The sequence below is a fragment of the Collinsella sp. wc0529 genome, assembly GCF_046116875.1.
In the GTDB taxonomy this organism is placed as follows: Bacteria; Actinomycetota; Coriobacteriia; order Coriobacteriales; family Coriobacteriaceae; genus Collinsella.
This window is the reverse complement of sequence record NZ_JBJXBO010000001.1, coordinates 1,329,997-1,353,899: the sequence shown is the minus strand read 5'-3', so window position 1 is coordinate 1,353,899 and position 23,903 is coordinate 1,329,997. Positions and strand designations below refer to the sequence as shown.

18 protein-coding genes are annotated in these 23,903 nt (G+C 57.7%); 4 read left to right on the top strand and 14 right to left on the bottom strand.

The genetic code is table 11. The features are described from left to right. Positions 1 to 47 precede the first annotated feature (47 nt). A complete protein-coding gene (locus ACKUTP_RS05705) occupies positions 48 to 1,247 on the top strand; it encodes a glycosyltransferase family 4 protein (protein WP_409063771.1) in 1,200 nt (399 codons plus the stop codon). Positions 1,248 to 1,407: 160 nt separating this feature from the next. Beyond that, a complete protein-coding gene (trpS, locus tag ACKUTP_RS05700; protein WP_117757745.1) occupies positions 1,408 to 2,457 on the top strand; it encodes a tryptophan--tRNA ligase in 1,050 nt (349 codons plus the stop codon). A 327-nt stretch (positions 2,458 to 2,784) separates the two neighbouring features. Here the strand turns inward: trpS and ACKUTP_RS05695 are convergent, their stop codons facing one another. From ACKUTP_RS05695 to ACKUTP_RS05670, 6 genes are all read right to left on the bottom strand, one after another. Continuing rightward, entirely contained in the window at positions 2,785 to 3,105 is a 321-nt protein-coding gene (locus ACKUTP_RS05695) for an MGMT family protein (RefSeq protein WP_409063770.1), read from the bottom strand. A gap of 80 nt (positions 3,106 to 3,185) precedes the next feature. Then, the gene (locus tag ACKUTP_RS05690) at positions 3,186 to 4,040 is read right to left on the bottom strand and encodes a DegV family protein (RefSeq protein ID WP_409063769.1); all 855 of its coding nucleotides are present in this window, start codon (positions 4,038 to 4,040) and stop codon (positions 3,186 to 3,188) included. Positions 4,041 to 4,159: 119 nt separating this feature from the next. Continuing rightward, positions 4,160 to 4,609, bottom strand: a complete 450-nt coding sequence (locus ACKUTP_RS05685; protein ID WP_409063768.1) for a MarR family winged helix-turn-helix transcriptional regulator — start codon at positions 4,607 to 4,609, stop codon at positions 4,160 to 4,162. 169 nt (positions 4,610 to 4,778) lie between these two features. Continuing rightward, positions 4,779 to 5,498, bottom strand: coding sequence for a B3/4 domain-containing protein (locus ACKUTP_RS05680; RefSeq protein WP_409063767.1), 720 nt, complete (start codon positions 5,496 to 5,498; stop codon positions 4,779 to 4,781). A gap of 227 nt (positions 5,499 to 5,725) precedes the next feature. Beyond that, positions 5,726 to 7,396, bottom strand: a complete 1,671-nt coding sequence (gene pckA, locus ACKUTP_RS05675) for a phosphoenolpyruvate carboxykinase (ATP) (protein ID WP_409063766.1) — start codon at positions 7,394 to 7,396, stop codon at positions 5,726 to 5,728. Between the two features lie 149 nt (positions 7,397 to 7,545). Then, entirely contained in the window at positions 7,546 to 9,117 is a 1,572-nt protein-coding gene (locus tag ACKUTP_RS05670) for an L-lactate permease (protein ID WP_409063765.1), read from the bottom strand. Positions 9,118 to 9,295: 178 nt separating this feature from the next. Between ACKUTP_RS05670 and ACKUTP_RS05665 the strand changes: the two genes are divergently transcribed. After that, positions 9,296 to 10,876 (top strand): lipopolysaccharide biosynthesis protein, encoded by a 1,581-nt coding sequence (locus ACKUTP_RS05665; protein ID WP_409063764.1) that lies wholly within the window; start codon positions 9,296 to 9,298, stop codon positions 10,874 to 10,876. Positions 10,877 to 11,192: 316 nt separating this feature from the next. On the opposite strand, the gene ACKUTP_RS05660 is transcribed toward ACKUTP_RS05665, so the two are convergent. Continuing rightward, positions 11,193 to 12,032 carry a metallophosphoesterase family protein gene (locus tag ACKUTP_RS05660; protein WP_409063763.1) on the bottom strand — a complete coding sequence of 280 codons (840 nt, stop codon included), beginning with the start codon at positions 12,030 to 12,032 and terminating at the stop codon, positions 11,193 to 11,195. Between the two features lie 325 nt (positions 12,033 to 12,357). On the opposite strand from ACKUTP_RS05660, the gene ACKUTP_RS05655 reads away from it, so the two are divergent. Continuing rightward, the gene (locus ACKUTP_RS05655) at positions 12,358 to 13,959 is read left to right on the top strand and encodes a potassium/proton antiporter (RefSeq protein ID WP_409063762.1); all 1,602 of its coding nucleotides are present in this window, start codon (positions 12,358 to 12,360) and stop codon (positions 13,957 to 13,959) included. A 325-nt stretch (positions 13,960 to 14,284) separates the two neighbouring features. Here ACKUTP_RS05655 and ACKUTP_RS05650 read toward each other — a convergent pair whose 3' ends face one another. The 7 genes from ACKUTP_RS05650 to ACKUTP_RS05620 form a co-directional block, all read right to left on the bottom strand. Beyond that, positions 14,285 to 14,476, bottom strand: coding sequence for a hypothetical protein (locus tag ACKUTP_RS05650; protein ID WP_409063761.1), 192 nt, complete (start codon positions 14,474 to 14,476; stop codon positions 14,285 to 14,287). A 28-nt stretch (positions 14,477 to 14,504) separates the two neighbouring features. Then, entirely contained in the window at positions 14,505 to 17,126 is a 2,622-nt protein-coding gene (pglZ, locus tag ACKUTP_RS05645; protein ID WP_409063760.1) for a BREX-1 system phosphatase PglZ type A, read from the bottom strand. A 15-nt stretch (positions 17,127 to 17,141) separates the two neighbouring features. Beyond that, a complete protein-coding gene (locus tag ACKUTP_RS05640; RefSeq protein ID WP_409063759.1) occupies positions 17,142 to 19,019 on the bottom strand; it encodes an SNF2-related protein in 1,878 nt (625 codons plus the stop codon). A gap of 3 nt (positions 19,020 to 19,022) precedes the next feature. Next, a complete protein-coding gene (locus tag ACKUTP_RS05635; RefSeq protein WP_409063758.1) occupies positions 19,023 to 20,246 on the bottom strand; it encodes a hypothetical protein in 1,224 nt (407 codons plus the stop codon). 4 nt (positions 20,247 to 20,250) lie between these two features. Beyond that, a complete protein-coding gene (locus ACKUTP_RS05630; RefSeq protein ID WP_409063757.1) occupies positions 20,251 to 22,206 on the bottom strand; it encodes a winged helix-turn-helix domain-containing protein in 1,956 nt (651 codons plus the stop codon). A 32-nt stretch (positions 22,207 to 22,238) separates the two neighbouring features. Continuing rightward, entirely contained in the window at positions 22,239 to 23,207 is a 969-nt protein-coding gene (locus tag ACKUTP_RS05625) for a hypothetical protein (protein WP_409063756.1), read from the bottom strand. Positions 23,208 to 23,380: 173 nt separating this feature from the next. After that, entirely contained in the window at positions 23,381 to 23,899 is a 519-nt protein-coding gene (locus ACKUTP_RS05620; RefSeq protein ID WP_409063755.1) for a helix-turn-helix domain-containing protein, read from the bottom strand. Positions 23,900 to 23,903: the final 4 nt, after the last annotated feature.

The window sequence follows — 23,903 nt, the reverse complement described above, 5'->3', positions numbered from 1 at the left end:
TAGCGTCCTTTGACCTTTTCCTTCGACGCTTGGCGGTTTATCGATTCATGGCTTCCTCCACGAGCTTCATACCGTACCTTTGCGTGGCGGTCGCGGCTTTTATCACGACCTTCCTTGCGGTGCCCCTGGTCAAGCGCCTGGCAATCAAGCTCGACGCCGTCGACTATCCCTCAAAGCGCCGCATCAACACTAAACCCATCCCGCGCATGGGCGGCACGGCGGTCTTTTTGGGCCTCATCGTCGCCTGCATTGTGCAGATCCTAGGCACCTGGTACCTGGGCTGGCCGCCCGTTTTGGTGCCTCATCCCCTCTTGCACATCAGCTACCCCATACTGGCGCTTTCTTTTACCGTCATCTTTGCGACCGGCGCAATCGACGACGTCTACCAGCTCAAGCCCAAGCAAAAGCTGACAGGTCAGGTCCTCGCCGCGCTCATCGCCTGCGTGGGCGGCCTGCGCATCGGCGTCATCGTCAACCCGTTTGCCCCTGGCGATATCATGCTTGGCTGGCTCGCCTACCCCATCACCGTGATCTACCTGGTGGCGTTCACCAACATCATCAACCTCATCGACGGCCTCGACGGCCTGGCCACGGGCATTTGCGGCATCGCATCGTTCACCATGTTCACGATGGCCATGCTTTCGGGCCGTATCGACGCCGCCGCGCTCTCCATCGCGCTCTTTGGCTCGTGCATGGCTTTTCTGCATTACAACTTCAACCCTGCGAGCATCTTCTTGGGCGACTCGGGGTCGCTGCTGTTGGGCTTCGCCTTGGGCTCCATCTCGCTGCTCAACGTGAGCCGCACCGCCGCGCTCACCTCACTCATCATCCCGCTCATCGTGGCAGGCGTGCCCATCATCGACACGTTCAGCGCCATCGTGCGTCGCAAGCGCGCCCACATTAGCATCGGACAGGCCGACAAGGGCCACATCCACCACCGCCTCATTCAGGAGGGTTACAACCAAAAGCAGGCCGTGCTGCTCATCTACGCCTGGTGCATCATGCTTTCGGCCGGCGCCGCCGCGATCAATCAGGTCGAGGTGCCCACGCGCGTGCTCATCTTTGTCGTGCTCGCCATTGGGTCGGCTGCCTTCGCCAAGCATCTGCACCTGTTTGAGCCCGTCCTGCGCCACCATTACAACAAGCGCACACACGAGGACGAGCTGGTAACCCCCGACGACCCTGCTTTTAAGCAGGAGGAGCAAGCAGCCGAGGAACGTAAAGAAGAGCGCCACCACAGGCGCTAGGTTTTATTGCCGAGAAAGCAACTCATTGCCGCTGACCGCTCGCGACCGTGCCGCGACCGCCGCATAGCCCTCGCCCCACCGGCACCTCACCCACTTACGCCCTACCTCTTTCAATAAACGCGTTATCATCTTGACCAATACGCATACGTTAGGAGCAATCATGCCAAACGAGAACAGCTACGAAGTCGCGCTGCAAAAGAGCAACGCCATTCGCGAGGGCTTGGCAAAGACGCCCGAGAAGTTCACCATGCTCACCGGCGACCGCCCGACCGGACGCTTGCACCTGGGTCACTACTTCGGCACCCTCAAGGGCCGCGTTGAGCTGCAGAACATGGGCGCCAAGACCAACGTGCTCATCGCCGACTACCAGGTCATCACCGACCGCGACACCACCGAGCATATCCAGGACAACGTGTACAACATGGTCATGGACTACCTTGCCTGCGGCATCGACCCCGACAAGACCATGATCTACGCGCACTCCGCCGTGCCCGCCGCAAACCAGCTCATGCTGCCGTTCCTGTCGCTGGTGTCCGAGGCCGAGCTAGCGCGCAACCCCACGGTCAAGGCCGAGATGGAGGCCTCGGGCCACGAGCTTACCGGCCTTCTGCTCACCTACCCGGTGCACCAGGCCTGCGACATCCTGTTCTGCAAGGGCAACGTCGTGCCCGTCGGTCGCGACCAGCTGCCGCACATCGAGCTCACCCGCACCATCGCTCGCCGCTTTAACAACCGCTATGGCAAGGTATTTCCCGAGGTCGAAGCGCTGCTGTCCGAGACCCCGCTGCTGCCCGGCCTTGACGGTCGCAAGATGAGCAAGAGCTACGGCAACGCCATCAACATTTCGATGACCGCCGAGGAGACGGCCAAGCGCATCAAGAAGAGCCAGACCGACTCCGAGCGCATGATCACGTTTGATCCCGAGAACCGCCCCGGTGTGTCCGGCCTGCTTTCGACGGCTGCCATCTGTACCGGTCGTTCCGAGGTCGAGATTGCCGAGGAGATCGGCATGGGCGGCTCCGGCCAGCTCAAGAAGTACGTGACCGAGGCCGTCAACGAGTACTTCGCGCCGATCCGCGAGCGTCGCCAGCGCTACGAGAACGATCTGGATTACGTCAAGGACGTGCTGCACGAGGGCAATCGCCGCGCTAACGAGATCGCCGAGCAGACCCTGGCCGAGGTTCAGGACGCCATGGGCATGGTGTACTAGGCAAAGCGCTTTCACACAACATAGACGGTGAGGCTGACCCCTCACCGAAACAGGAACAGGCCCGCTGGCAACTAACTGCCAGCGGGCCTGTTCCCGAAGTACACCGTTGAATCGCACAGAGGGGAGGAATGCGAATCAAACTCAACAGGGCAGGCTTTTTCATCGCCTATTGCCTGCTCCGTTGCTGAAACCAATATAGTTCACCTAGGTTTACTTTGTAGCGAAAACATGCTCCGTCATATCTTCTTCATATGTTAGCTCGGGTAAACTAAAACCACTACAAAGGGGACAGGCACCTTTGTGGTGGTTTTGGCCACGGCAGAGCCGCTAGAGCCCTGCTGGCCAGCGACAGGCGACCAAGTCGACGTGCATGTCGTCCTTAAACGCCACACCCTCCCCTAGCAAAAGCTCACGCTGAGCATCGGGGCCGCCAAAGGCAAAGCCCTCGCAAATGCGACCGTCGGCAAATACCACGCGATGACAGGGAATCTCGCCGGGACGCGGATTGCTGTGCAGCGCATAGCCCACATAGCGCGCGCTTCGCGGACGACCGGCGAGCAGCGCCACCTGTCCGTACGTGGCGACCATCCCCTCGGGAATCTGCTCGACCACCTCGTACACCCGCTCAAAAAAGCCCTCAGACGCCATTGCTCACTCCCTTCCACCCGGAAAAGCATAAACTACCACAAAGGTGCCTGTCCCCTTTATGGTGGTTTATGGCAAGTCGGTTAATTGGCGGGCTGGAAGAAGGCTACGGCTACGGCGCCGGGACCTACGTGGGTGCCGATGGTGGCGCCGATAGTGTGGACGGGCAGCTCGCCCTCGGTGTGGCCAGCCCACAGCGCCGCACTGTCATCGATATACTTCTTGAGCACCGCGTCCGAAAGGCCCGTATAGCCGAGCGCCAGCGGCATGGAAAAGTCGACGCCGCCCGCCTGCTCGACCTTCTGGTTCAACAAGTTTCGACCGTTTTTGGAACCGCGCGCCTTGCCCAACTGCACGATGAGGCCGTCCTCGGCGGCCACGACCGGCTTCACGTTGAGCAGCGTACCCACGGCGCCGGCCGCAGCAGACAGACGACCGCCACGCACCAGATACTCCAACGTCTCGAGCAGGCCGATAACCACCACGCGGTCGCGCACGGCCTCGACCGCTGCCGCGATCTGGGCCGCACTACGGCCCTCGTCCACCAAGCGCAGCGCATACTCGACCAGCACGCGCTCGCCCAAGGTCACGTTATTGCTGTCCACGACGAACACGTCGCCGCCCGGCGCCTCGGCAAGTGCCGTACGAGCACTCTGGTTGGTGCCCGAAAGCTTGGCGCCCACGGTAATAATCACAGCCTCATCGCCGGCTTCACGCGCTTCGGCAATCGCCTGTGAAAAGGCATACGGGTTGACCTGACCAGTCTTGGGCAGCTCATCGCGCTCCACGAGCATCTCGTAAAAGCGCTGGTGATCGATGTCGACGCCATCCATATACACATCGGTGCCAAAGGTAACGGACAGCGGCAGAACACGCAGAGCGGGATGCTCAGCCGGCGTCATATCGCTCGCGGAATCGGTAATAATTCGAATGGACATAGCGAATCCTTTCTTGCGCGGACCTCGCGCGGGGAATTTTGACAGCAATGCCCCGGCACGGTATACGCGCTCAAACGGGACTATGCAGTTGTTAATTGGAAGCAAATGCCTTGGCGGCCTTAGATATCGCGCAAGGTGTTGAGAATCGTACGCAGCGACGCATACATCTGCTCGCGCTGCTCCACGCCCATGGCCTTACCGGTGGTGTCGAGCACTTCACGAATGATGCGATCGGCCTCGTTCATGCTCTCGCCACCCAGCGTGGTCAGGCGAACCGGAGCGCGGTACTTGACGGCCGCATCACCTGAGTCGTCGACCTCGACGTAGCCGCCCTCCTCCAGATGTGCCAGTGTGCGCGAAACGGCGGCTCGGGTAACGCCGGCCATGCGGGCGAGGTCGGCACCAGTCAGGCCGTCCTTGCTGCGCTCAAGATAGTACAGGCACATGACGTCGGAGCCCTTGAGGCCCAGCCTTGCACCTTCGGACGTCTTGATGCGCTGAATCTCCTTGTAGAGGCCGCTGATCAGTCCGACAAAGTCCTCAAAACGTGTCTCGTCGTTCCACTGCATGGTGACGACCGCCTTTCGCTTACATGATGCTAACGGGTAAACATCTTAGACGCACGTCCGAGCCCCCCGTACCCAAACATCCCATTTGTTAACCCATCAACATAAAAACCACCACAAAGGGACAGGCACCTTTGTGGTGGTTTGGGGCATCAATAGGTTCTAGGCGCCGCTACAGCTCCACGCAGGGATTGTCGCGGGTTACAAGCGTCTTAACGACAACCGTCGCTCCCAGATAGCGCTCAAGCAGCTCGGCCAAGCGATCGATGGCGGCCTGGCAATCCCCCATCCGCTCGGGCTCCACGCACTCAATCGCCAGGAACGCATCGGCCGAATCGTCGGACAGAGCCGTTCGAACGCCGTCGCGCCAGTTCCAGCAACGGCACACGGCGCCCGCATCATCGATGTAGGCGAGCTCGCCAGGCAGCGTCGGATCGTCCGCCTCCTCGCCAAGTGGCAAGAACGCGTCGCCGCCGTCGGTCACCGCCAGGCGCAGATTGCCCTCAATAGCATGCAAATCCTCACCGCCAACGGGCAGCGCATAAGTCAACGAAATCGTGTTGTAGATATCCACCGCCGGCGTGATGTGGCCGACCGGCTTGCCTTTGAGCACGCGCTTGAGCAGGTTCTCAACTGAGCAACGCGCGCCCTTTTTAGTCTTGAACAGCCGGTACGCGTCACGCCAGGCCTTAACCGGCGCATTCTCGCTGATGGTATCACTCGTCAGGTGACGCTCCGCATCGATATTGGCGCGGTCGAGCAACGCGGCAATCGCATCCACGTCCTCCTGGGAAATCTGCGCCGCGGGCTTCATGCCCTTTACGACCACAACGCCGATAGCCGCCTGCGGAAACAGCTCCCAAAACGAATCCTCGGCAACGAAACTCTTCATATGCTCTCCCTTCATAGCGTGCGCCTGAGCGAGGGCGCCTAAACAAAAAGCGCCCTCACAGCGGCCACCTTCAAAGTCCTACGGTGCCGCCACAAGAGCGCTTGCGCTGCCCCCATCCGGAGAAGGGGGCGATATGTCAGGCGTATTGTAACCTGAGTCATCCGCCCAAGCAAAACCACCACAACGGTGCCTGTCCCCTTTGTGGTGGTTTTGGGTCCAAGGCGACGCTAGTGGCGGAGTCCCAGCAGGCCGCGGCCGCGATGACGGGCCTCGGCGGGCACCTGGGCGTGCGGGCCGGCGGCCTTGACGGACTCGGGCAGGTGCGAGTACTTCTTCTCGAAGTTCTCCTCGAACATCACCGCCAGGTTGTGCGCTGCCTCGTCGTAGCGCGCGGTGCTCTGCCAGTACTGGCGCGGCACCAGGATGCCGTCGGGCACACCGTGGCACGTAGTGGGAATGTCGACATTAAAGATATCGTCGTGCACAAACTCGCTGTCCTCGATGGTACCGTCGAGGGCGAGAGCGACCAGTGAGCGCGTGTAGGCCAGCTCGATGCGATGGCCCACGCCGTAGCCGCCGCCAATCCAGCCGGTGTTGACCAGGTAGACGCGGGTGCGGCCGTCGGCGATGCGCTCGCCGAGCATCTTAGCGTAGACCATGGGGTCGAGCGGCATAAACGGCTCGCCAAACAGCGAGGAGAACGTGGGCGTGGGCTCGGTGACGCCGACCTCGGTGCCGGGGATCTTGGCGGTGAAGCCCGTCACAAAGTGGTACATGGCGGCATCGGCCGTCAGGCGTGAGATGGGCGGCAACACGCCAAAGGCGTCACAGGTCAAAAACAGCACGACGCTCGGAGTGGTGCCCATGCCCTTTGTCCACGCGTTGGGAATGTGCTCGACGGGATATGCCACGCGTGTGTTGTGCGTGATCGAGACGTCGTCGTAGTTAGGCTTGCGATTCTCATCGAGTACCACGTTTTCACAGATGGCGCCAAAACGAACGGCGTTGAAGATCTCGGGCTCATGGAACGCGTCCAGGCCTTCGCACTTGGCGTAGCAGCCGCCCTCGACGTTAAAGATGCCCATGTCGGACCAGCCGTGCTCGTCGTCGCCAATCAGCAGACGCGTGGGGTTGGCCGAAAGCGTGGTCTTGCCGGTGCCGGACAGGCCAAAGAACACGGCGGTCTCATGCGTGACGGGGTCCATACTGGCCGAGCAATGCATAGGCAGAACGTCGTCCTCGACGGGCAGCAAGTAATTCATGACACTGAAGATGGACTTTTTGATCTCGCCGGAGTAGCCAGTGCCAGCGACCAGAATCACGCGCTCCTGGAAATTGATAACCACCGCGGCGCTGGAGTTGAGGCCCCTGATGGCAGGGTCGCACTGATAGCCGGGTGCGGCAAGGACGCAGAAGTCCGGCTCGCCGGTGCGTGCGATTTCGCGGGCAAGCGGGCGGGCGAGCATCTGCTTAATAAAGAGCGCCTGGCTTGCACGCTCGCAGGCGACGAGCAGGCGGCGTGTGTGGTTACGATCGGCACCGGCCATGCCGCGGGTGACGAACACGTCGCGCTCGTTGAGATAGTCGACGATGCCGGCCTTGATAGCCTCGTAGCTCTCGGCAGAAAGTGGGCGGTTAACGGCACCCCAGGCAATCTTGTCGTGCACGTCGGGCGTATCGACGATAAAGCGGTCGTTGGGCGAACGTCCGGTACGCTCCCCCGTCTCGATCACGAGAGCGCCGTTGGAGGCCATACGCCCCTCTTCGCGGCGAATCGCATGCTCGACGAGCTCGGCTGCCGGCAGGTCGACCAGCAGGCGGGGCTGGTTCTCGGCGGGATCTTCGACCAGCGTAATACCAAAGTTGGACAGAACTTCTGCAGGGGTAACACCAGGCATGGGGCCTCCTTTAAAAACGCGACACACAGACGCGGCGCGCACTTTACTCACGTAAAGCCCGTTGTACCCGATATGCAAAAACGTTTTTGCGGCAACGGTGAAGCGCCCGCTCAACGGTCAAAAATCGCACGCAAGCGGCCTAGTCGCGGCTACAGCGGCAGGGTTTGGCCGAGCATGGCGATGGCGCTCATGAGGACCAGCATGCCGGCGGCGTAGGGCAGCACAGCGCCCAGGAACTCGGCGTCCTTACCGCGCACGTGAACGGCGGCAAGGCCAATGGCGAGGGTCTGCGGCGAAATCATCTTACCGGCGGCGACACCCAGGGCGTTCAGCGCGACCATCCAGTAGTCACTCACACCCAGCGCCGAAGCGGCCTGGCTCTGAATGGGACCAAACAGCATGCCCGAGGACGTGCCCGAGCCGGTCACGAACGCACCGACCGCTCCGATCCACGGAGCCAGAATCGGGTACAGACCGCCGGCGACCGCAATGCAAAACGCACTGATCGACGAAATCATGCCGGCATAGCCCATCACCTTGGCGCAGCCCAGTACCGAAAGCATCGTGATCACCGTCGGCATCATCTGCTTCACCGTCGCGGACAGCACCTCGCCCATCATGCGCGGCGAAGCGCCCTGAATGGCACCGCCGACAAACGCCGCCAGGAAAATCCAGACGCCTGGCGTGTTGATCCACGAAAACGTAAGCATACCGGGATTCTTACCGCAATACACCTGCACATGGCTCGCAAACGGTGCGAGCGCAGCATGCACGGCGGGTACCAGGTTAGACGTGCCCAGCAGCAACACAAAGATCAGGATGAAGCACGACCAGGCCGAAAGCGCCGACTTAACGGTGAGCTGTTCGCCGGCCTCGATATTCATATGGAAGCGCGCGTCCAGGTGACCGGACTTCTCGGCGCGCATGGCAAGCGCGGCGGTCAGCGCGAGCGACACGATGGAACCCACGACTACGGCCAGTTCGGGACCCACAAACATGGCAACGACCAGGGCCGCACCTACAAAGGACACACCGGAAAGCAGTGCCACGCCGGCAACGCCGTGCAGACGCTCGGCAACGCTTGCAACATTGCCCTGGTCATCGACAACACGACCCGCAACCAGCACGATAAGCAGCGGCATCGCCACAAAGAAGGGCGCAAGCTGCGCCAGCTGAACGGTCGCCAGATGCAGGGAATCCAGACCCACCAGGTCGGCAACGGACACCGTGGGGATGCCAATGGAGCCGTAGGGCGTGGGCACGCCGTTGGCCAGCAGGCAAATGAGCACGGCAGGCACGGCCTCAAAACCAAGGCCCGCGAGCATGCCGGCGGGAATGGCAACGGCGGTACCAAAGCCGGCCATGCCCTCCATAAAACCGCCGAAGCACCAGGCCACGAGCAGCGCCAGCAGACGACGATCGCTGCTGATGGAGGTGATCATACCGCCGATCACGTCCATGGCACCCGTGCGCACGCACAGGTTATACGTGAACACCGCGGCGATAATTACGAGCACGATGGGCCACAGGGCCATCAAAAAGCCCTCGAGCGAGGCCGTGGCTATCTGCGCCGCCGGCAATTGCCACCACGCAAAGGCGAGCACGCACGAAAGGGCGAACGAGCCAATGGCGGCCTTCCAAGCCGGCCATTTAAAGCACAGCAGCATCACGACGAGCCAGATGATCGGCACAAGAGCCAGCAAAAACGCAGCGACATCCATGGGTAAAAACTCCTTGGTACCGCGCAAGCGGCATCGGGGGGTCACAAAACTTCAACAGGATACCGCACGTTTACCGACAAATTACAGCCGCCCGCCGAAATTATTGAACAACCTGTTCAAAAACACGAATGGACACCGCCGCGACTATACTAGAGCGCAGTAAGAGAAAGGAACCGCCTTGAGCATCACGCCCCTCGATAACATCCGCCGCGCCATCGCCCGCCGCAATGGGGTCGCCGACCCCGCCGTAGCGAGCAGCGTCACCGCAAAGGCCCAGGGCGGACGCATCGAGAACGGCCTGTTCCCCGCATCACACACCGCCGAGGAGCTCGCACGAATCCAAGAGCTGAGCCAGCGTAACGCCGGCGGTCCCGACAGCAGCCAGGCCACACGCCGTCGCCGCGAGCGCGATCGCCAGCCCGGCCCCATCCACCGCATGGTCAATGCCTGGTGGAACCGCCTGCTCGGAGCCGTCTACGGCGGCGGCTTCTCCACGCAAGAAGCCGAGTACGAAGATCACGCCACCCGTCGCGACTACCTTTGGAATACCCTGGGCACCGCCGTGTGGGGCATGGCGTTTCCGCTGCTCACCATTGTGTCGACGCAGCTCGTGGGCGCCGAGGAAGCCGGCAAGTTCTCCATCGCATTTGTCACCGGCACGCTCATCATGATCGCGTGCAACTACGGCGTGCGCAACTTTCAGGTCTCGGACATCGACGAGAAAACCTCCTTCGCCTCCTACCAGCTCAACCGCTGGCTCTGCGGAGCGCTCGCGCTGGCATGCGGCCTCATGTACAGCAGCGCCCGCGGCTACGATGCGCAGATGGCCACGATCGGCCTGGGCGTCTATCTCTATAAGGTAATCGACGCCATCGCCGACGTGTACGAGGGCCGCCTGCAGCAGGCCGACAAGCTCTACCTGGCCGGCATGAGCCAAACGCTGCGCTCCGCCGGCGTCATCGCGGTCTTTAGCGTGGCACTGTTCCTCACGCGCAGCATGCCCATCGCGGCCATGGCCATGGGCGTCGCCGCCATCGCCTCGCTCGTGCTGGTTACCGCCCCGCTCGCCCTGCTCGAAACCGAAAAATCGCGCCGCGTGAGCCTGCGCGAGGTCGGCCACCTGTTTGTCCAGTGCGCCCCGCTCTTTGGTGCGCTGTTCCTGTTCAACCTTATCGAGAGCATGCCCAAGTTCGTGATGGAGGGCACGCTGGCCTATAAGTATCAGCTGTACTTTAATGCCCTGTTCTTCCCGGCGCAGGCTATTTTGCTGAGCATCGGATTTATCTATAAACCGCAGCTCCTGCGTCTGTCGAGCATTTGGGCGAATCCGCGCAAGCGTCGCCGCTTTGACCTAATTATTGTTGCCGTTATGGCACTGATCGTGGTCATCACCGGAGCGTGCGCCGCATTTATGGCAGGCCCCGGCATCCCCATCATGAGCTTTATGTACGGCGTTAACTTTGAGCGCTACCGCACGCCGGCGCTGCTAATGGTTGTCGCCGGCGGCGTCACCGCGGCAATCGACTTTATCTACGCCATCATCACGGTGTTGCGCCACGCCGGCGACGTCACCAGGATCTACCTAATCTGCTTCGCCGTAAGCGTGGTGCTGCCGGTGATCCTGATTAAGCTGCTGGGTCTGATGGGCGCCGTGGTGAGCTACCTAGCCATCATGGCCCTACTCCTGGTGCTACTGATTATCGAGTACGCCCACATCCGCCAACGCATCGAACGCGACCGCAACCCGTACGGCGCCTAATTAGCTGCCCCCCGGTACCGGAATTTGCGATGGAATCTCCCCGGCTGGGGTCTCGTTGCGGACAATATGCATCACGCAAAACTAAGTGAGTAGACTTTTACCGAATCCCCGACCACACCGACAAACCACAAGTCTGTGACCTGCGGTTTTATTGAGGCAAATATGTTGGGTGCTCGGCATTTCCAAAAAAGTCTACTCACTTAGCCAGCGGGCAGCCAAATGATTATTAAATCCTCGTCCCAGAAAAATCATTTGGTGGGCAGAAGGGCAAAAGTAGTCAAAAAGCCCGTCCCAAATTAACTACCCTTTGCACCGATTATTCGCCCGGGTTGATATTCGCATAGAACTCGGCCCCGTCATCTAGACGCAGAATGCCTACACGGCCAAACTCTGACCCAGTGGCGGCGGCGCAGTCGATGTCAATGCGGTCGGGCACGCCGGCGGTATCCTCGCCGCCCAGGCGCACAATCTGTCCGCGGCCCGACTCCTCATCGAGTCCCGCCAGGCCGCCGACCTCGCAATAACGCCCAAGCGACACCGTGGGCGTGTGGCCGCTCACCACGACCGGGCCCTTGCCCTCGGAAGAAAGCAGCCCCGTCGGCGCATCCCAATAGCCATGGCGAATCCAAAGCAGGTCATCGGACGACTGCACCGCAAGCATCTGCTGCAGGAGCTCGCGATCGGCATCCACCGCCCCCGCACCATCGGCACAATCAACCCCATGTTCAAGCAAAAACGCCCGCGCCGCCTCGGTCTGGATGCCAGCATGCACCAGCAGGTACGGACGCTCGTCAGTCTCGGCCACCGCGTAGAGCGGCAGCGTCGCCATCCAACGCACGAGCTCCTCGTACGCCTCAAATTCCATATCGTTGAGCTGCTGACGGGTAGTCCAACCGCCGTTGATATCCCAGGTCTCGGCATCGAGCGGATCCTGGCCAATGATGGCGTCGAGCATAATCTGCTCGTGATTGCCCTTGAGCACGCGAGCGTTGGGGAGCGAGCGCACGAGCTTAATAACGCCAACCGGATCGGGCCCGCGATCGATCATGTCACCCAACACGTACAGCGTATCGTCGGACGCCAGCGAAATCTTGGACAGGGCCTCGTCAAGCGCACGCACGTGCCCGTGAGCGTCGGATGTCACATAGATCGCCATGGAACGCCTCTCTTTGCATTGCGGCCGAAGCCCGGCGTCGCAACTAAAACTTCAAGTTGAACTTAAACGTTATCCATTGTACTCCGTTGCAATAAAGCTGGAAAGGGTTGCATACCGTCAACGGTCGCCGGCGCACGCCTGCCAACCCGGACCGCTCACGCCACGCCGTCTAGCCCAGCGCCCCAACCAGCGACGCTCGCGTCGCAGCCTCGTGTCGAAAATGCGCACGTCCGCAATCCGCCCCCATGAACCCACCACCTTTGGGTACAAATAACCGCAGACAACTGACCGTGCCACGCCAACCACCCAGGAGCGGACACTATCCATGAACCAGATACTTCTCTTTATCGGCCTCGTCATTATTCTGTGCCTGACCATTAAACCCGTCGGCAAAAAGCTCCCCTTCCCCACCCTGCTCATCTTTATCGCGCTGGGCATGCTGCTGGGCGTCAACGGTCCGGCGCACATCGACTTTAGCGACTATGCGCTCACCGAAACCGTCTGCAGCACGGCGCTGCTGTTCATCATGTTCTACGGCGGCTTTAACACCAACATCGACCGCGCCAAACCTGTCGCCGTGCCCGCGGTGCTGCTGAGTACGCTCGGCGTCGTCATCACCGCTGGCATCACCGGCGCCTTTGCGCACTTTGTACTAGGCTTCGACTGGATCGGTGGCCTACTGCTGGGATCGGTCGTGGCGTCGACCGATGCGGCGAGCGTCTTTAGCGTACTGCGAGAGCACAACCTTTCACTGAGGGGCGGCACCGACTCGCTGCTCGAGGTCGAATCGGGCTCCAACGACCCCGTCGCCTACATGCTCACCGCGGTACTCGCCACCCTCGCGGCTGGCGGCGACATCAACATCCCCGTGCTGCTGGCAAAGCAGATTATCCTGGGCGTTGGCCTGGGACTCGCTATCGGCTGGGCATCGGGGCACCTAATCGAGCGCGCGCATGCAACGGCCGAGGGCGCGCAGACTATCTTCTTATTCGCCGTGGCGATCGTCGCCTACGCCCTGCCGAGTTACCTGGGCGGCAACGGTTTTTTGGCCGTGTATCTTGCCGGCATCGTGCTAGGCGCGAGCGACATCACCGGCAAGGTCGAGTTGGCGCACTTCTTCGATACCCTCACCGAGATGGCCGAGATGACCATCTTCTTTTTGCTCGGCTTGCTCGTGACGCCCGCCCGCCTGCCGCAAATGCTGCTGCCGGGCCTGGCACTCATGGCGTTTATGCTCTTCGTGAGCCGCCCCATCGCCGTCGGTTTGCTGTTGGCGCCCTTTAAGACGAACCCTCGCCAGGTCGCGCTCGTAAGCTGGGCGGGCCTGCGTGGCGCGGCTTCGGTCGTCTTTAGTCTCTTTGCCGTAGTGGCCGGTGTTCCCGGCGGTCACGATCTGTTTGACCTGGTCTTTGTGATTGCCGTGTCGAGCATTGTGGTGCAGGGCTCGCTGCTACCGGCGGTGGCGAAAAAACTCGATATGATCGATGCAGATGGCGACGTGCGCCGCACGTTTAACGACTACCGCGACGAGGACGGCATGTCGTTCGTCAAGCTCAGGGTAGGCGCGGGGCATCCGTTTGCTGGGCGCTCACTCGCGGACATCGGCAGCGTCACGGACATGCTGGTGGTCTTGGTGCTGCGCGATGGCGCGCACCCGGTGCTGCCCAACGGGGATACCGTGATCGAGGAAGGCGACCTTCTGGTTATGGCCGCACCGACGTTTGAAGAGCGTGCCGAGGTTACGCTGCGCGAGGTCACCGTAACGCCCCACGGTCGCCTGGCCGGCCAGCGCCTGCGCGACGTGCCGCAAGGCAAGCACCCCTTTATCGTCGTGATGCTCAAGCGCGACGGCCAAACGATCATCCCCGACGGCAACACACTCATATACGCCGGCGACGAAGCCGTCATCGCCACGCTGGCGTCGTAGCGGCCAGGGATAGCCGTCCCGAATTGGCTACATTTGAGCATCAATCGCCCCGGCTGGGGTCTCGTTGCGGACAATTAGTGCCTCTCAAAACTAAGTGAGTAGACTTTTGTAGAATCGCCGACCACGTCACCAAAGCACAAGTCTGTGACCTGCGGGTTTGTTGAAGCAAAATTGTCGGGTGCTCAGGATTTTCAATAAAGCCTACTCACTTAGTCAGCGTGCAGCCAAAATAGAACGGTCACGAGCTCATTAGACTCCATTGCGGCTGCCCATCGTGCATTTTCGCGCAGCTGCGGGTACAGATGCCCGTCCCAAATTAGCTACCCTAGTCATCGTCGACGGCAAAATCGCGGAGGTCGAGGCCTTCTCGTTCGGCTCGGGCTAGGAGCTCTTGAGGTGAATCGTCCTCGATATCTACTACTTCGAGCATGGCGGCCGGAAAGCCCACGCCGGCTGCACTCCCCGCGCGGTCGAGCAGACTCTCGCGCAGTTGGTCTACATCAACTTCGATTTCCATGGTGAAACCTCCCTATTCAGCCCCCCACTTACCATTCACGACCCAGATAAACATGGAAGTGCAGCGTCTGAAGAACACGATCTTCGCCGCTATCCGCGTTTTTCAGGCAAAGTGCATACTCCGCGCGTTCATCAAGTTCAACGGTTGGACGCACCGTCAGCATTACCTTAAAGCGGCGCGCCCTCGCATCGACTTCGGTCAAATCGGCTACGATTCTTGCAATGTCGGTTACGGGGTTTCCGCTGCGATCGGCAACAAACACTTCATAGTTCGCAGGAAGGATCTTGCCGACCACTACCTCATCTTGCAGAAACTCCAGGAAGAAAGACGTATTCGAGATGGATTCAAGTTGCGTAACGAGGGACAAGCCAACAGGACTCGATGCGACAAAGCCACGCGTTCCGGCGCGCTTATTGCTAAAGGTCAAAACCGGCACACACATCTCCTGCAATGAGATACCGCCATGGACAAAGTTCTCGCCTCCGCCGGGACGTCGCAAACGCACGCATTCACGCGGCGAAAAGCCCACGAGGCTACCAGCAGAAGCGGGTAGAGCAACCTTAAGCAGCGTATCGGACTCAGAATCGCTCGAGGCAACAGCCCAGCGGCGTCCAGCCTCAATGACGTCGCCCGCCACGTCCGCGACACTCGTATGATCATATTCGGTAAGCGGCTCTGCGGTGTACAGAAACCCATGATCTGCCGTAATGACGATTCGAGACGACATAAACTCACGCACGATGAGCTTGACCAGCACCGATAACTCGTCAATTGTTTCATCGCAGGCATGAAACGCCCTGCGCTCGGTTGCGGCCTTGTCACCAATGGCATCAATGAGATCGTGATAGATATAGACAACGCTCGCGTCTCCTACGACCTTCTTGCGTTCGGCACGGTCCATCTCGCCGACAAAACGGTCATAGCGAACCGCAACAGCACCCTCATAATGCTCGCCAATCACCTTTTGGCGAGATTCGATAGTATCGACGCGCCCCCCATCAACAAGCACGCCAAAGCCCGATCCCCCCTCTCCGCATGCCTCGTAACGCATCGTTCCATGAGGCAACAAGGCAGCCATACCGCATCTGGTTATCGAAGGAAACACGCCTTGCACGGCGCCAAGCTCGCACCGACCCTTTGTCTCGCGCTCAAGACGCTCGGCAAGTTCTGCAGCAACCTCATAGCGCAAAGCATCAGAAACGATGACCCAAATACGCTTTCCGCGGCGATTCGCGGGCTCAACGTAGCTCAGATCAAAATCAACCTGACGCGGAATACCTTTCACATATCCCTGCAAGCCCAATGCATCGCCCGACGCGCTTGCCCAACGGCGAGAGAGCTCCTTAAGAAACCAGCCTTTATACAAAGCTTCCATCGACTCAAAGCAGGCTCGGAAGTCTTCATCGAGCTCGTACTCCCCCGCTCTAAAGGCACCGGCGAACTCTGTCACCAGCTCACGGTACCAAGCGTCCATGCGATAGAAATCGCTGGCATAAGAACCCCAAAGGGCCAAAGCCCCCATGCCCGCAAAACCTTCTACATGGTCGCGATAAAAACACTGCATATGAGCTGCAGCCGAAACGCCACGATAATAGCAGGCAAGTTCCTCATACCAGAGCGATCCGCGACGAGAGGCGACGACCGACAAAACCTCATCAGCAGCATCCACAGACAGACGCACCCGCTCAAACAGCATGCGCAGAATGGTGGCATCGATGCAGGGAAAGACGTCGGCTCCTGCAATACAGTCAAGACCAACGTCAGCAAGTATCTTTCCAAGCTCAAGCTCGCGCTCAACCGCCGTTGTCATACTCAACAGCAATAGACGATTACCGCCACGAACCCAATAATCAACGCATGCGCGGCAGAACGCGGCATGAACAGCCTGGGAAGAGAAACGTCCCGACAGCGCGTCCAGACATCCACCCGTCATTGACCGCGAGCAGGCGGTGAGCAACACGTGGACCAACAACTCGGGAACACGAGATAGCTCGAGCGCGTTCCCGTCAAAACCACACCAATGACGAATGAGCTCGCAGAAATAGCCATTCATCTCATATTCAGCAAGTAGGACAACCACCTGATCAGCATTGCCCTCGTGCAGGAGTGCCAAATAGCCTGATACGATTGCCGCGGGATCGAGTTCGCTGGCACCCAAGCAGGCAGCCAAAATGCCAAGCTCAAGCTCATCGACGGTCGCAACAGCGACTTCCCTCGATGAATGTAGCAACTTATTGAGCTTTATAACGTTGCGGCGCTTGGCAAAAAAGGCTTTATGGGACTCAAGAGCCGCGCGCATCTCATACGAATCAACCGCGCCGATCTCGCGTAGCTGCACAGAAACATAGTCGGCGGCAAACGGGACGCAACGCGCTTCAACATCCGCCAGCCAATCGCCAGACGGCTCCCCCGCGGAGCGACGATATATAAGCACCTTACGACCGCCCAAGTCACCATTGAGCTTACGCTTGATAGCAAACCGACCACCCTCGCGATCAACGAGAACGCTGACACCCGGCAGCTCCAAATCTGCAAGCACATCCTCAAATTCACCGGACGGATCATGCCACACAACAATGGCACCTCCGCAATCGGCGTCCTGACCTGCAAACAAATGCAGCAGCTCGGATGTAATATCTGCAAGCTTCATGGCAAACTCTCAAAACTAGTCATCAAACAAACCGGCGAAAATAGCATCCAAATCCTCTTGAGAGGTAGGCTGCGTCTCGAGTATTTCGGAATCAATACACCTGAGCATGGTGTTCTCTTTTTCGCGCAGGCGAGTATATATTTCCTCGTCAAGCGACCACGGATCGGGCCTTCCAAGGTCATAATCTTCCGAAAGGTAGTAATACCTTGTCCGCTGATCTTGCGGCAGGCCCAAACGGTGGATTCGATCGCGGGACTGCAGCAAATGGACCAGATTAAAGCTGTACTCGTAGTACACGGCATCGTGACAAATCGAATGCAGCGAGACGGACTCGGCAAGCGTATGAGGATTGGTAATGAGTACGGGAAACTTGCCAGCCCTAAAGTCATCCAGGTCTGCCGAACGACAGACAAGGTCATCCTGACCGTTAATCGTACGTGCCTCAATCCCCATATCAGCCAGACCGCGCTGAAGATCGGACATGCTCTTGATGAAAATGCACCAGACGATAACCGAGCGCCCCTGTGCCACCAAGTCGCCAATCAGAGAGCAGCAACGAGCGCGTTTGCTCGATGCCCCGGCAGAGCGAATCATGCCCACAATCTTATCGGAGTAGTCGACGGCATCGACCTCGCCGGTCTCCTCGTCTTCTTCGATAATCCAACGATAGTCTTCGGGATTAAGCGTTTCGAGCAGGTCGATCGGATCGTTTTCCATCTGCAGCACACGCAGCATCAAGGTCAGCTTGTTGCGACGGTAACGGTTTTTAATAACGCCGAGCAGTAGATTCGTACGCTCGCCAGACGAAACCTTGATAAGCTCGTCGGGCTCAGCCCTCGGGACGCCTAGGTCATCCTTGGTCGTACGGCAATAAAATGGCTGCAACTTGTTGTTCACGCGCTCAATGTCCGAGTCCTCAGCGTTTTTGAGCTCGCTTTTCTCAAAGCCAAAAAAGTTGTCATACTCCCGCGGATACAGAATGTGCAACATATTGTAAATATCGATATATCCGTTAGGAATTGGCGTGCCCGTCAGGGCAAACGTATAGGGAGCACTCTTGGAAACCACGAGAGCCGCGTTAGCTTGCTTTCCGCCAACGCGCTTAACGCGATGGATTTCGTCGAACACCAAAAGCGTACGCTCTCCAGCGACCTTGCTGAGTTCCTCGGCAACGCCAATAGCCGCCTCGTAATTCACAAGCAGCAAATTGCAACCGCCCACACGAGCGCGAATATAGCTCCGACGGTCAGACTTACCAAGCTTTCGGTAAGCATCGTCTTGCGTTGTAAACAAGTTGAGTGGCCACTTATCGCCAAAGCAGAGCCTCCACTCCGTCGCCCAGGAATCAAATGCGTTTTTTGGGCACACGACCATAATGCGATCGACCATGCCGCGCTGCGCCAAAAAGGCAAACGCACCAAGAACGGTCGCCGTTTTACCCGACCCCGGCACCGAGAAGTTGCCTGCACGTCCCATCGTTGCCAAGAAAAACGCATCGCGCATCTGGCGATCCTTAAGTGGACGCGCCATGGCGGCATCGACGACCTCCGAGAACTCTGCGAGATGGGCATCGTGTTTGTGGTCGCCGCGCTTGATCTCGTTTCCCAAACGCGAACGTTGCTCGGCAAGTTCGCGAATCTGCGTAAAGCCGTCCTGAAGGTCTTCATCCACCGATAGCGCGACACCAAGACGGCTGGCAACCTTCGATAGCTTGCCAACAATCTTTTCGAACTCCGTATAGTTGCCGATCTCTTCGAGCAAAATGTGGCCCTTGACGACACACCTGACGTATGCCCTGCAGGTCATCTTAAAGCGAGCATTGCGACGCAGAGAGTCGGCATCGAGAGGCTCGGGATCAAGATAGATTTGTCCGCCTCGCTGATATAGACGCATTGCTTAGCCTTCTAGAGTTTTTTGGACGACATCGAGAACTTCCTGGGCTTTCTCAAGAAGGGACTGCAGCCCATCCTGCATATCAACAAGCTGCTCAGGCTCTAACTTGTGCAGTATTTCCACGTCAACTTCGCCAACATTTGAGAGTGCGTTGCGGACGGCGCGCACTTGTCCGTTTTTGATGTTACGATTGCCGGCCTTCGTGCGGGCAACGGTTCTAGACGCCTTCATCCCCTCTTTCAAACGCGTGTCAGAGCCAAACGTATCGCGAAGATATTCCGTAGTGACAACCACGTCTTCGGGCTTTTCCTCAAGCCTTTCCAAAACCTCAACGGTATAATCCAGCTGCTCTTCGCGCAGCTTGTCGTCATCAATCAAATTATCGATAAACTCGCGCACCTCACGCGTGCGGTCACCGAGCGTCTGACACAACAAATTTGCAAACACGGCATTTTTAATCTCTTCTCGATCGTCCTTGTTCTTGACCTTACCAAGCCTGGTCGTAAGCGACTCGATAGGGCCTTGCAACTTAAGGTCCTGGGCAATATGAAATGCGCCGGGAGCCTCACAGAACTCAAGAAAATCTTTCAACATATCGATTTGAGCGAGACTGTTCTTCATTTCGCTCTGCTTCATATTGGCATGCTTGGCATATTCTTCTGCCGTCATACGCCCTTCATTGACCCACCTATCGATATCGACCAGACGAGAGATGGCATCATATTCCTGTTTGGTGTCCTCGCCCAGCTGAATCTCGAGCTCAAGACCCTTAATGGCATTTTCGTCATAGGTATCGGGGAACACGCAGCAGCGCAGCATGCGAAGGGTGTTCTCGGCAGCAGACAACTTACGCAAGCAGGTAAAACGACGGTTACCGTCAATGACAACGCCGTTGGTCAAAATGATCGCAGATTGTTGTTGGCCCTTGTTTTTAATATCCAACATAGTCGTCTTAAGATGCTTGGGGTTATCCGCCTCGACCATACCCGCAATGAGGTTATCGAGCTCCGCTTGATCTTGAGGCAGGCCCTCGGGATGCTCTGCCTGATAGCGCGAAATGAAGGTAGCAATTCGTCCATTCTGCACATTGAAATGCAACTTATCGACGCGCACCTCGTAAATTGGACAATCCTGGTTCTGACCGTTAATAAACTTGCGCTCGCTATTGCCGGTTTTGCGAACCCAGCCCTCAGCAATACCCGTGTTGATGAACTTTTCCATTTCCATTGTTTTACTCCACTTCTAGTACAAACTGGTCATGGCTAACAAATACGCGCTCGCTAGCGCTTGAATAAAACAAGTCCGACTTACGAATTATCTGGATGAGCTGCGCGCGCGGAACCACTACGCCGTACTCTTCCGAAAGCAAGTCGACAAGATCGTCGATATCGATCGATATCTCGCGCGCCACCACCGCCTGGATAAAATCACGGCCCTTCATGGCAAGGCCGCGTGGCGCAAAGAGCTTAATGCCCACAAGGTTTCCGTGCCCCAGCAGGTCCTCCTGCGACAGGAGCACGCTTTCGTAAAATGCATCGGATAGACCGTACTCAAGTAAGGGCAAATCGGATGCGCAGCGCCTGAGCCACGGCACGGTAAAGTACGGCGTATCGTCATCAGCGCCACGCTCGATGGCATCCAAAGCAAAGCTGCGCAAATCGGCATCCCTAATATCAAGCTCATCAAGACCATCGCGCGTAATCCAGCTCGACTCATCGTAGTCAAGCAAGTCGCCCGACCTAATGGCTCGATAGACCATGTTTTTAAAGGACATACAGTTCAACATGGATTGAGGCAGGCTATCGTGCTCGACGATGGCTCCGTGCATCAAAGACAGATAGAAATCTGTCTGGCTTACACCCCGGCCTCTACAGGCGCAGTCAGCATAAAGCGTGAACCCCGTTTGATAGGCAAACAATTCCAGCTTGAGCGTTTCGTCGGGCGAGCATCCCGCCAGCTCCGCAAACTGGGAAAGCAGGTACCAATCCTCATCAAGCTTGGGAAGAGTTGGCTCACTGGCCATGACGCCTTCAGATCCGGTATCAACACGCTCGCCATGGAACGGCTGGGGATGTACGTCTTCAGCCACTGCAACGCGCGGAGCCGCCGTGGCCGGCCCGCATTCATTATCTTCAATAACGTTTTCTCGGGCTTCGACCGGATCACTTTGCGTCTCGGGAACAAAGCTCTCAGCACTCGCTTCAACGTCCGCAAACCAATCGTTCGCATCGACAACGCACGGTGATGACCGATAGAACAGCGCTCGTTCATCGAAGCCGAGTTCGTTAATAGCTCGAATCGTATCGAATTTGCCGGCCACATCCTCGCGAATCAACACAACATCGTCGGGCAACAATACCCGCTCAACAACATCCGCGTATGCACCGCCAACGTCATGCCATAAAAGAATGGAACCGGACGTTGTATCAAATGCCATTTGCAGCTGCTCGGAGAGCTCGACTAGGGAGTCATCCAGCATTTGTTCTTCGCATGGCGTGGGGGTCTCATCGACGCCCAGGAACCGATAGCCAAAACCATGCACCGTTTTAATCCAAAGGGGATTCTTTACTTCATCTCCTAGCTTCTTACGGAGGTTTTTAACATGCGAAGCAAGAGCTCTATTCGATTCAGCGAAGCCAACGCCCATCGAGATCTGCGACAGTTCCTCATTTGAAATCTCAACGCTTGACCTAGCCGTAAGTACATTCAAGACACTATATTCAATTGGCGTAAGCGCAAGCTCCTCGCCATCGAGCTGAACAATACGGTTCTCAGAGTCAACGACAAGCACACGGTCGCCATGCGCAGAACGAAATACACGCCCGCCTTCACCAATGCTCGCCTCAGGCTCAAATCCCGGAGCAAAATCGAGACGATAGCCATAACCGTGAACGCCCTTAAGCCAACGAGCGTTGCGGGCATCTTCTTTCAATTTCTTGCGAATGTTCTTGATATGGCTATCGAGCACTCGATGTGACTTAGGGTCATCGTGGCCAAATGCCGCAACAAACAGCTCTTGGCGAGAAAATGCATGACCCGGTTTTTGAGCCATGCAAAACAAGATGTTGAACTCATTGGGGGTCAAGCATAAGTAGGAACCGTCCATGTACGCATCGCACATGGTTGGATCGAGCAGAAGATTGCTATCGATTCGAATGATCTGATTGTTGTTTACCAATGCTCCCATAGCGGCTCTTTCGACTTCTAGCGCGCAGACGACTATTTGATTTTGGCGAGAACGTCCTGGAACTTGGCGTAATTGACCTTAACGCCGTCATCCAAATCAATCTCAATCATTTGGTCTGCAAGGTGATGGACCTTCTCCTCGTAGCTCACGAGCTCGGCAGCTTGGTCGCTTATGCGCTTTTGCTCCTTAGCAAGACGAGCACGATCACGACTGTCGCTTACCTCTATCTGGTCGGCAATCCACATCAGCCGATTGCGGTAACGTTCTTGCTGAGGATGGATATAACCCGTACGAATCAGCGCCAACAAATCAGGGCGATAGCGATGCATGTAGACCAACGCCCTAAAGCCGCCCTTCTTGCCCGAATCGAACAGCCAGTAGATAGGGCGCTTCTTATAGGTCTGGCAGTGGTCCTTAAAGAAGTCCTTCAAAAAGTAGGTGCGGATGACCTCGCGCGAGGTGCCCTTGCCGCCGAGCGCCTCGGCAATAAAGGCCAGGTTCTGCTCGAGTGTCTCCTCGCCATACACGGTGCGCACAAAGTCGATAAAGTAACGCACGATGTCGTCGTCAAAGTATTCGTCATCGGTGATAGGCAGCACGTTGTCGCTATCTGGCATAAAGGTCACATTCTCGGGATCGGGCATCTTGGCCAGATAGTCAGAGACCGTGGCACCCTGGTCGGCCAGAACCAGACCGTCCACGTCCAGCGAATAGCGGCCGAACATGCAGCCCACGGCATAGCTCATGAGCGAGGTGATCTCGTCGCGCTTGGTGCGCACATACTTGTTGCCCTTATAGCTCTCGGGGATCTCGTCGGCGGTGTCGAAGATGCGCGCCACCGACACGTACTTATCCTCGACCTCGACGGGCACCTCGCCCTCCATGTTGTAGATCTTGGCAAAGATTCGGTTGAGCTCCTCCTCGTTAGCGCGAAGCTGCTCAAAGCGAGCATTGACCTCGGCCTTGCGAGCCTCGTATTTATCGGCGAGCAACGTTGACATGTTTACACCCAATCTAATAGAGCCGCAATTCAGCTCAAGTCGCGACATTTAGATACGGCAAAGTAGCCGAAGTAACAATAAATGGAGTCATTATTAAAGCGAGCTAGCTGCAAGGCGAACGACCAGATATCACCAATCACGCCCACGCATCGCTCATCATGTAATCAGTTTCGTCATCCTTGGAAGAATTGAGCTAACTGCATAACCGTTTGAACGGCAGACAGAGCAATGGATATAGCGTCAGCAGAATCGAAGCCTTCGAGAGAGTTCTCTTTAAAACGCTTCCTATAACGAACTAGTCCAAATCCTTTGACTGTAATTCGAGCTTGGACAAGTCTTTCGTGAAGATCATCGATGCCAAAGTCCACGAGTAGATAATTCTGCCGATGCATCTCATTAAGAACGGCATCCAGCAAAGAATTGTCAATTCCTTCCCCGCTTAAATCTAAAAAGGAAGAAGGGTCATTCTTTACGCCTATGATGCCCCACAGCAAGCCCTGCGCCACTGGTTTTGTAATCGGCCGAATTGCGGTTACAGGTATATACCAGTTCTTGTCACGTTTAATACAATCAGGAATTTTGCCGGACTTCGGCTCCGCATATCTCCTGACCGAACTCTCTTTAATGCCCCATAGATCCGCGACATCTTGAGATGAGTAATAGCTTGCACCGTCAATTGTTACAGGCTTCACCGCA